The organism is Lachnoclostridium sp. Marseille-P6806, assembly GCF_964238185.1.
Taxonomy (GTDB): Bacteria; Bacillota; Clostridia; order Lachnospirales; family Lachnospiraceae; genus Brotaphodocola.
On sequence record NZ_CAXSLG010000014.1, the window covers coordinates 39800 to 48921 of the forward strand.

A 9122-nucleotide genomic window follows, 5' to 3' on the forward strand; every position below is an offset into this window, starting at 1 on the left:
AAAGAAAATATACAACTACCTTTTTGAAAATTTTTTATGAACTCGATGCATGAATGTATAACTTCAGCATATCGTAAGATGCTGTTTTTCTTCCTTACAGACTGCCGTTATGATTTCTCCCTTGCTAGTATCATTTTGGTGTAGTAATGCTTCTCCAAAAAAATCTCGATTGACACTATCAGAAATAGTCAGATAGCTTTTTTCCTGCAATTCTTCGTTAAGCCCGTGGAGCACCTTACAGCGCAGGACTTGGAGATGCCCAACTCCAAAGCAACTTCGTCTACTTTCATAAAGCTCTGCTTCTGCACAAGGGAAATACCTTTCTTTGCAAAATTCCGAGAAATAATGGAAAAGGAATTGCAGGGCTAAAGGTCTAATATGGCGTGAAAAAGAGAGCTAACTGACGAATCAAAGTCAGTTAGCTCTCTTTTAATGAATCATGAAAAATGTTGCCACAGAGGGCGTCAAGCCTTAGAAAACCCAGTCATACTGGGCTTTTTCGGGACTCTGAGATTATTCCCACACGACAATTACTAATCAATTTTGTTTAGATATTATTCTCTGTCGTGTTTACAGTTCTTTTGATTATTTGATTTATCCATATTATCCTGCCTATACAGGCTAATGTTATCATTTTGTTATCGGTGTTGATAACACTTGCTCTGTAACTGTGGATAATAGCACTATATTCTATTTCAGATCATAAGCGATTTTGCTTAAAAAATCAATCCCTATTCAAATTCATACCATTCCTTAAATCTCAGTCTTTGAGCAAAATACGATTTTTTTTGTATTCAATCATGCCATCTTTCTGCATTTTAGAAAGCTCGTTGCACATAGTACTGCGGTCAACATTCAAGTAATCTGCTAATTGCTGGCGGTTATATGGAATCAGAAAAGAATTGCTTCCGGCATGTTTTGCGCATTCTGAAAAATAAGACATCAATCGGCCTCGTATGGATTTGGAACTGGTGTGCAAAATCCTTTGTGAAAGTTGCAGACTTTTATGAGCACAGACAGTCAGTAGATTTCGTGCAAGGTTTGTATGAAAAGGGCAGGCGTTTGTGCAGGTAGTCAGAACACGTCCCACATTCATAAACAACACAGAGGTATCTTCCACGGCAGACACTGTAACCAGCATCGGCTGTCCCGGAATACAGGCATATACCTCAGCAAATACAGAACCAGGTGCAACACTTCCTAAAATGCTGGTATTCCCCCAAATATCGTTACAAGATATCATTGCCATGCCTGACAGTACAATGCCGATATTCTCTATAATACTCCCTTCTGAAAGAATTACTTCTCCTTTTTTATAATTGCGTTTTACACTATTCAAACAGCTTAAAAGCGAGGAGATGTCATCTTCTTCTAACCCACGGAATAGCTGCATATCGGATAATTTCATATATTTTACCCTTTCGTTGTTATAACAACAGATTTTTATTTTTAATTGTAATATACTATGCCCAGAAAGACAAGAGAAAGGATGGTATAAAATGATTCGAAGAATTATCCAAATAGATGAAGAAAAATGTAATGGATGTGGTGCGTGTGCCGAAGCTTGTCACGAGGGTGCAATCGGCATGGTAAACGGCAAAGCAACACTTCTGCGAGATGATTATTGTGATGGTTTGGGAGATTGTCTGCCAACCTGCCCGACAGGTGCAATTTCCTTTGTGGAGAGAGAAGCTGCCGCCTATGATGAAACAGCTGTGCAGGAAAATATGAGGAAAAAAGCGAAAAGCAATCATGCCGCTGTTCCCCATACAGGCTGCCCCGGCAGTCGAATGCAGCGTATTCAACATTCACAAGAAATAACTCCTTCTGCCCGGGTACAGATAGAATCACAGTTGGGACAATGGCCATGCCAAATCAAACTGGTACCGACTAATGCACCATATTTTGACGGCGCAAAATTGTTAATTGCAGCGGATTGCAGTGCATACGCCTATGCCAGAATGCACGAGGATTTCATGCGTGGGAAAATTACGATTATCGGCTGTCCAAAGCTTGACAGCATAGACTACAGCGAAAAGCTAACACAGATCATTCAAAACAACAACATTCAAAGTGTGACGGTTGTACGCATGGAAGTTCCCTGCTGCGGCGGACTGGAATTAGCTGCCAAAAAAGCGTTGCAGGCAAGCGGAAAATTCATTCCTTGGCAGATTGTTACGATTTCGTTGGGTGGTAAAATTTTGGAATAAAAGGAGAGATACTATGAGTAAAAAAATGAAAAACATTGCTCAATCAGAAGTACTGACGCTGAGAGAACAAATTTCTTATCAGGAGGGGCAAGTTGTCAGCAAAACTTTGACATAAAACCAGGCAGTAAGTATTACCCTGTTCTCATTCGCAAAGGGCGAAGAGATCAGCACCCATGAATCGGGTGAGGACGCCTTCGTCACCTGCTTAGATGGTATCGGAAAAATCACGATTGATGGCGTTGAATATATGCTGCACGAAGGAGAATCTATTGTCATGCCAGCAGGCCATCCCCATGCGGTATATGGGCAGGAAGCGTTCAAGATGCTTTTAGTAGTTGTATTTTAATCAAACGCAAAATTGACAAAGGAAGGTGCTGTACAGGAGGCCATCGACTCGTGTCCTGTGTCTGCAATCGCCTGGGAAGATTAATTCAAACGCGTCTATATGCTTTTTTGATTGAGAAGAAACCACATTATTTCAAATTTTAATAGTTTTTAGGAGGCATATTATGGAACAAAAAATGTTTTGCTATCAGTGTCAGGAAACCGCCGGGTGCAAGGGCTGCACCATGTCCGGCGTATGCGGAAAGAAACCTGATGTAGCGGCCATGCAGGATCTGTTGATCTATGTCACAAAAGGAATTTCGGCTATTACGACTGCATTGCGTCAGGAAGGTAAGCAGGTATCTGCCAAAATCAATCACTTGATTACTCTGAATCTGTTCACTACCATTACCAACGCAAATTTTGATAAAGAGAGCATTGAATCAAGAATCCGTGCTACACTGACCGAAAAGGAAGTTCTGCTAAAGCAAGTTACCAATCTGACTGTTCTGCCTGAAGCCGCAAAATGGAACGGATCTGAAAACTGGGAAGAAAAAGCCAGAACTGTCGGTGTTCTTTCTACCGAAAACGAGGATATTCGCTCTCTGCGCGAGTTAATCACCTACGGTTTGAAGGGACTTTCCGCTTACTCGAAGCACGCAAATGTGCTGTTGAAGGATAACGATGAAGTTGACACATTTCTTCAGAAAGCACTGGCTGCCACGCTGAATGACAACCTTAGTGTAGAAGATCTGATTGCTCTAACAATGGAAACAGGAAAATACGGAGTATCCGGTATGGCAATGCTGGATAAGGCTAACACAGACAGCTATGGAAACCCCGAAATTACAAAGGTAAATATCGGGGCCAGAAAGAACCCCGGCATTCTGGTATCCGGCCACGACCTGCGCGATTTGGAAATGCTGTTAGAACAGACACAGGGAACTGGAGTGGATGTGTATACGCATTCCGAGATGTTGCCAGCTCATTATTATCCCGCTTTCAAAAAATATCCTAACTTTGTTGGTAATTATGGGAATGCTTGGTGGAAACAAAAAGAAGAATTTGAATCCTTTAACGGTCCTATTCTAATGACAACCAACTGCATTGTTCCTCCTAAGGATAGTTACAAAAACAGGCTTTACACTACCGGCGCTGCGGGATATCCGGGATGTACACATATTCCGGGAGAGATTGGCGAACAAAAAAATTTTTCTGCGATTATTGAGCATGCAAAAAAATGTGTCGCTCCGAGTGAAATCGAAACCGGTGAAATCATCGGCGGATTTGCCCATGCACAGGTTCTGGCTTTGGCAGATAAAGTTGTAGAAGCTGTAAAAAGCGGTGCTATCAAAAAGTTTGTGGTTATGGCGGGCTGTGATGGTCGAGCAAAGAGCCGCGACTACTATACAGAATTTGCTAAGGCTCTGCCGAAGGACACTGTCATCCTTACTGCCGGTTGTGCAAAATATAAATATAACAAGTTGCCTTTAGGCGATATCAATGGCATCCCACGTGTTCTGGATGCAGGTCAATGCAATGATTCCTATTCCCTTGCTGTAATCGCCTTGAAACTCAAAGAGGTCTTTGGGCTTGACGATGTTAACGATCTGCCAATTATCTATAATATCGCATGGTACGAGCAAAAAGCAGTTATCGTTCTTCTGGCTCTTTTATATCTTGGTGTGAAGAATATCCACCTTGGCCCTACACTTCCGGCATTTCTCAGCCCGAATGTTGCAAAGGTCTTGATCGAGAACTTCGGCATTGCAGGAATTGGCACTGTGGAAGAGGATATGGAGAAGTTTTTCGGTATTAACGCATAAAAAATACTCCGTCAAAAGAAATAGATCCAACAGGCATAAAGAAACCTCGGAAACCCTTATAAAATGGGCATCCGAGGTTTTCTGTCTGTTATTCGAATCTGACAACGCCTAATCATTTTGTTTTCAGACTTGCTTTCCACCATACACCTTTTCTTATTGATAAATCATCCCTTTATCCACAATCTCCCTCGCACACGCTTGTATATTATTCATTCTCGCTACCCATTCCATCTGATTTTCTGCCTTTAACTGTTCTGTAATCCCCTGTGCCTGTTTCATCTGCTCTACAATCCTTTCAAAGCGTTCTTGCGCCTGTTCTTCTATATCTGCAAGATAACTATTCAGCCTGTCACTTGTAAGCAGAGTAATATAAACCGCTCTCTTATGTTCTTTCAAATAGTATTTATGTCTTTGTCCCCATACGCCAATAAATCTTTGTTCTTCTTCCTCCGGCAAGGTAAGACAGGGGATAAGATAATCCCCGTGTCTGATATAAGTGCCGCCCATTTCTTCAAATATTGTTTTCTTCATAATCGTTTCCACCTTTCTTATCGTTCTCTATCCATTGATTTCTTCTTGACTGACCGTTTCGGCTGCTGTCTTCCTTCCTGCTGATAGCGGTGTAGCTTTTCCAGTACGCTTGCTTTTTTCGGTTGTTCTAACGGATTTTCTTTCTTCTGCTCCGTCTAATTTTTCCATGCTCTCAGTTCTTCATTGTATTCTATAATCAGTTCTTCTGCCTTGTTATAAATCTTCTGAAAGGCTTGCTCATTGGGATAGCCATAATCTGATAATCGTTTGCATAGCTGTAATTATCTCCGCCAACTTCCCACACCTTTTGGAGCGTATCAATGATAATCAGTTTCGTGTCCGTATGCTCCGCTACAAACCTTGCAAGCTGTTCATCCAGTCCTTTCCCAAGCTGGCTGGCAGAAACAGAGAAGAAAAGGTTGTCCGCACTCTCCGTTCCAAACATCCGGTACAGACGTTCCTGTAAGCGGCGGTAATCATCCTCAAGGGCAAGATACAGTACCGTTCCCTTTCGGGTGGTATAATTCCAAAGCGGTGTGCCTGTGCTGACGTGATAGGCAAGCTGTGCCATCAGGAAACTCTTTCCCAGTTTGGGAGAACCTGCAAAAATATATGTGCCGGGGTAGAGCAGACCGTCAATTAGCGGCGGCTTGCTCTGGTACTGGGTATCAAACAGTTCATTCATAGAAACTGCTTTGAGATAGGAGGGGTCTAAACTCAACTGCATTTCTCTCTGTATTTCCTCAAAGCTCTTGATATTTTCCTCATACTCGGATATACTATTTTCAGCGATTTTTTAAATTGGCTGCTCCGTATCTGCGCCAACAGATACATTCGGAGTAGCCTTTTCTTTTTTATTCTCCATTCTCATCCTCTCCTTTCAGACCGCCAAGAATAATGGCAATCAGTTCAATTACGTTCATCAATTCCTCATCCACGCTGCTCCCTGCTTCCAATCCTTTTTAACGCTGTAAGGACAGCAGCAAGTTCCAGTTTGAGTGCCTTATACACTCTCGGATTGCCCTGTACCACCACATCCTGATTCAGACAGCGGCGGTAACAGTATTCCTGTTTGGGCAGTCCCGATAAGGCAACCGCCTTGTTGATGCGTTCATTTTCTTCGGGAGATACCCGAAATCCTACTGTGATGTTTCTCCATCGGTTTTTGTTATCCCTGTTCTTAGCTGACATTTGCAATCTCTCCTTTCCCTAAATCATCTAATCTGTCTGCCATTTCCGTCTGTTTTGACGGGAACAGATGGGCGTACTGGTAAGTGATGTCAATGCTTTCATGCCCCACACGGTCTGCAATCGCCACCGCCGAAAATCCCATATCAATGAGCAAACTGATGTGGCTGTGCCTGAGATCATGAATGCGGATACGCTTTACGCCTGCGGCTTCTGCCCCTCTGTCCATCTCGTGATGGAGATAACTTTTTGTGACTGTAAAAATACGGTCTTTCTTCTTCAATTCGTAGAGCAGATTCAAATACTCCTGTATTTCTTCACAAAGGAACTTCGGCATTTTGATCATGCGGTTGCTTTTCTTTGTTTTCGGTGTGGTAATCACATCTTCTCCGTATAGCCGCTGATAAGATTTGTTAATTCTGACCGTTTCTTTCTCAAAATCAAAATCCGCTGCGGTCAGTGCAAGCAGCTCCCCTTCTCGGATACCGCACCAGTAAATCCTTGTGTTCCTCACTTCCCATATTTCCCACCTTTGCGGCAGGATTAGAACGCAACTCATAATAACGTACCGCATGATTAAATATGGCTGACAGTTGATTGTGCAGCGTTTTAAGATACGTCTGTGAGTATGGCTTTTTCTTCTCATCCTGATAGGCAAGCAGTTCATTCTGCCATGTGATAATCTCCTTTGTGGAAATCTCACTGATTCTTAACTTTCCAAAATACGGAAGTATCTTTGTGCGGATGATATGCTCCTTTGTCAGCCATGTGTTCTCCTTCAGACGGGTTTTCACATCCCGGATATACAGTTCGGTAAAGGCTTCAAAGCTCATATCAAGGTCAAACGCATTCTGTAACTGAAGCATTCTCTCCCATTCCTGAGCTTCTTTCTTGGTGGCAAAACCACGTTTGCATTTCTGTTTACGCTCGCCTTTCCAGTTCACATACCTTGCCATCACATACCATGTTCCATTGTCCTCATTCTTAAATACCGGCATTACTTTTCCTCCTTTCCTGCTCCGTAGAGCCTTTCATAAAAATACTGGCGGTTCACAGGCACTTAGCGACGCTCTGGTCGAAATGTTCCAAGACAAACTCAAACCAGATAAATAAGCACGACAAAAAGCCCTTAGCTATGAGTTTTATACCCACAGCTAAGGGCTTTTTAGATAAATATGGATTTATTTGTTGCACAACCACCTGTCAATCATTCTCTAACCAAAAAACCACTGGATTACAAGAATAATGGCTCTTATGCAACCTTTATCAAATTGTTATCAAAAGACTTTTAAAAGTGCTGCAAACCCGCATAAACGCTTGGTTTGCTAAGCATTTTTGTTTATTCCCATTCAATCGTAGCCGTAGGCTTCGGGCTCAGATCGTAACAAACACGATTTACATTCTTAACCTCTTTCAAGATACGATCTGTAATCTTCAGCAGAACTGGCCAATCAATCTGCTCAATGCTTGCGCTCATGGCGTCAATCGTATTCACTGCACGGATAATAACAGGATATTCAAAGCATCTTGCATTGTCGCGAACACCAACAGACTTAAAGTCCGGGACAACCGTGAAATACTGCCATACCTTTTTATCCAGTCCCGCAATCTTAAACTCCTCTCGCAGAATCGCGTCAGCCTCGCGCACTGCTTCCAGACGTTCTCTTGTAATTGCTCCCAGACAGCGAACTCCAAGGCCCGGACCCGGGAACGGCTGACGAAATACCATCTCATCCGGCAGTCCCAGCTCTAGTCCGCACTGACGCACCTCATCCTTAAAGAGCTGACGCAGAGGCTCAACCAGCTTAAACTGCAGATCCTCCGGCAGTCCGCCTACGTTATGATGAGATTTTACCATTTTTGCAGTTTTAGTTCCACTCTCTACAATATCCGGATAAATCGTTCCCTGACCTAAAAATTCAATACCTTCGAGCTTTCTTGCCTCTTCTTCAAAAATACGAATAAATTCAGCGCCAATAATCTTTCTCTTCTGCTCCGGATCTGCTACGCCGTCTAATTTAGTCAGATAACGCTCTGTGGCATCTACATAAATCAGATTTGCATCCATCTGATTCTTAAATACTTCAATAACACTCTCAGACTCACCTTTTCTCATCAGGCCATGATTTACATGAACGCAAACAAGCTGTTTGCCGATTGCCTTAATTAAAAGAGCAGCCACAACGGAACTGTCTACACCACCGGATAAAGCCAAAAGTACTTTCTTATCACCAACCTGGCGACGAATCAGTTCAATCTGATCTGCCACAAAATTCTTCATATTCCAGTTTGCTTCTGCGTGGCAGGTATCAAATACAAAGGTTTTCAGATGAGGCAGCGCTTCCTCCCAGGTATTATACGCTTCTTCGCATTTTGCCAATTCATGAGCAATGGACATTACAGGGAATCCCGCTTCGTAAATTCCCGGATTTACATCGATGCGCTCACCATCAACAATATGATTCGGACCGCCGTAAATAACCACACCTTTTACGTTAGGCAGAGCTTTTAACTCATCTACAGTGATATCATGGGGATAAATCTCACTGTACACGCCAAGTGCACGAATCTCTCTGGCCAGTACAGTATTCTCTGTACTTCCCAGATCTAAAATAACAATCATATCCTGTTTCATGACCTTTCCTCCTGTGTAGCCATAATAATAAAATATATTAACTCATTATAAGCATACAAGATTCTGCACTGTCCTGCAAGTGTATTTTTAGAATTCGAGAACTACTTCGACTTCTATAAGTCGAAGCTTCCTGCTTCAGCCACTACTGCATTGACTAGTCTGCCCCTACTCGACCCCAGATAAATGAACATAAAAAATGCTGGAATCTTAATTTTAAAAGATTCCAGCATTCTCTTTATCAAGCTGCTGACGGGAATCGGACCCGTGACCTCCGCACTACCAATGCGACGCTCTACCGACTGAGCCACAGCAGCTTATGCAAAATAATTGCAAGAGCGCGAGACGGGACTCGAACCCGCGACCCCGACCTTGGCAAGGTCGTACTCCACCAACTGAGCCACTCGCGCA

The 9122-nt window shown here is 42.8% G+C and carries 6 protein-coding genes, 2 tRNA genes and 4 pseudogenes; 3 read left to right on the plus strand and 9 right to left on the minus strand.

The genetic code is table 11. The features are described from left to right. Positions 1 to 760: 760 nt before the first annotated feature. Complete coding sequence (locus ACESON_RS14860) at positions 761 to 1408, minus strand: Crp/Fnr family transcriptional regulator (RefSeq protein WP_016439651.1); 648 nt, start codon at positions 1406 to 1408, stop codon at positions 761 to 763. A 91-nt stretch (positions 1409 to 1499) separates the two neighbouring features. Between ACESON_RS14860 and ACESON_RS14865 the strand changes: the two genes are divergently transcribed. The 3 genes and pseudogenes from ACESON_RS14865 to hcp all read left to right on the plus strand — a co-directional run bounded on the left by ACESON_RS14865 (position 1500) and on the right by hcp (position 4360). Then, positions 1500 to 2210 (plus strand): ATP-binding protein, encoded by a 711-nt coding sequence (locus ACESON_RS14865; RefSeq protein WP_373110699.1) that lies wholly within the window; start codon positions 1500 to 1502, stop codon positions 2208 to 2210. Between the two features lie 13 nt (positions 2211 to 2223). Then, a pseudogene (locus tag ACESON_RS14870) lies at positions 2224 to 2556 on the plus strand (cupin domain-containing protein). A 163-nt stretch (positions 2557 to 2719) separates the two neighbouring features. Then, on the plus strand, positions 2720 to 4360 hold the full coding sequence (gene hcp / locus ACESON_RS14875; protein ID WP_373110701.1) for a hydroxylamine reductase: 1641 nt from the start codon (positions 2720 to 2722) through the stop codon (positions 4358 to 4360). Between the two features lie 153 nt (positions 4361 to 4513). Here the strand turns inward: hcp and ACESON_RS14880 are convergent, their stop codons facing one another. The 8 genes and pseudogenes from ACESON_RS14880 to ACESON_RS14915 form a co-directional block, all read right to left on the minus strand. Further along, positions 4514 to 4891, minus strand: coding sequence for a TnpV protein (locus tag ACESON_RS14880; protein WP_018593310.1), 378 nt, complete (start codon positions 4889 to 4891; stop codon positions 4514 to 4516). A 27-nt stretch (positions 4892 to 4918) separates the two neighbouring features. Continuing rightward, positions 4919 to 5059, minus strand: a complete 141-nt coding sequence (locus tag ACESON_RS14885; RefSeq protein ID WP_373110702.1) for a hypothetical protein — start codon at positions 5057 to 5059, stop codon at positions 4919 to 4921. A 79-nt stretch (positions 5060 to 5138) separates the two neighbouring features. After that, positions 5139 to 5684 (minus strand): annotated as a pseudogene (locus tag ACESON_RS14890) (AAA family ATPase); the annotation flags it as partial. Positions 5685 to 5745: 61 nt separating this feature from the next. Further along, positions 5746 to 6082, minus strand: a pseudogene (locus ACESON_RS14895) (hypothetical protein). After that, a pseudogene (locus ACESON_RS14900) lies at positions 6072 to 7077 on the minus strand (tyrosine-type recombinase/integrase). Before ACESON_RS14900 ends, ACESON_RS14895 begins: the two co-directional pseudogenes overlap by 11 nt. A gap of 341 nt (positions 7078 to 7418) precedes the next feature. Beyond that, positions 7419 to 8714 carry a glutamine-hydrolyzing GMP synthase gene (gene guaA, locus ACESON_RS14905; RefSeq protein WP_373110704.1) on the minus strand — a complete coding sequence of 432 codons (1296 nt, stop codon included), beginning with the start codon at positions 8712 to 8714 and terminating at the stop codon, positions 7419 to 7421. Positions 8715 to 8955: 241 nt separating this feature from the next. Further along, positions 8956 to 9028, minus strand: a tRNA-Thr gene (locus ACESON_RS14910). Positions 9029 to 9048: 20 nt separating this feature from the next. Next, positions 9049 to 9121 (minus strand) — tRNA-Gly (locus ACESON_RS14915). Between the last annotated feature and the right edge of the window lies 1 nt (position 9122).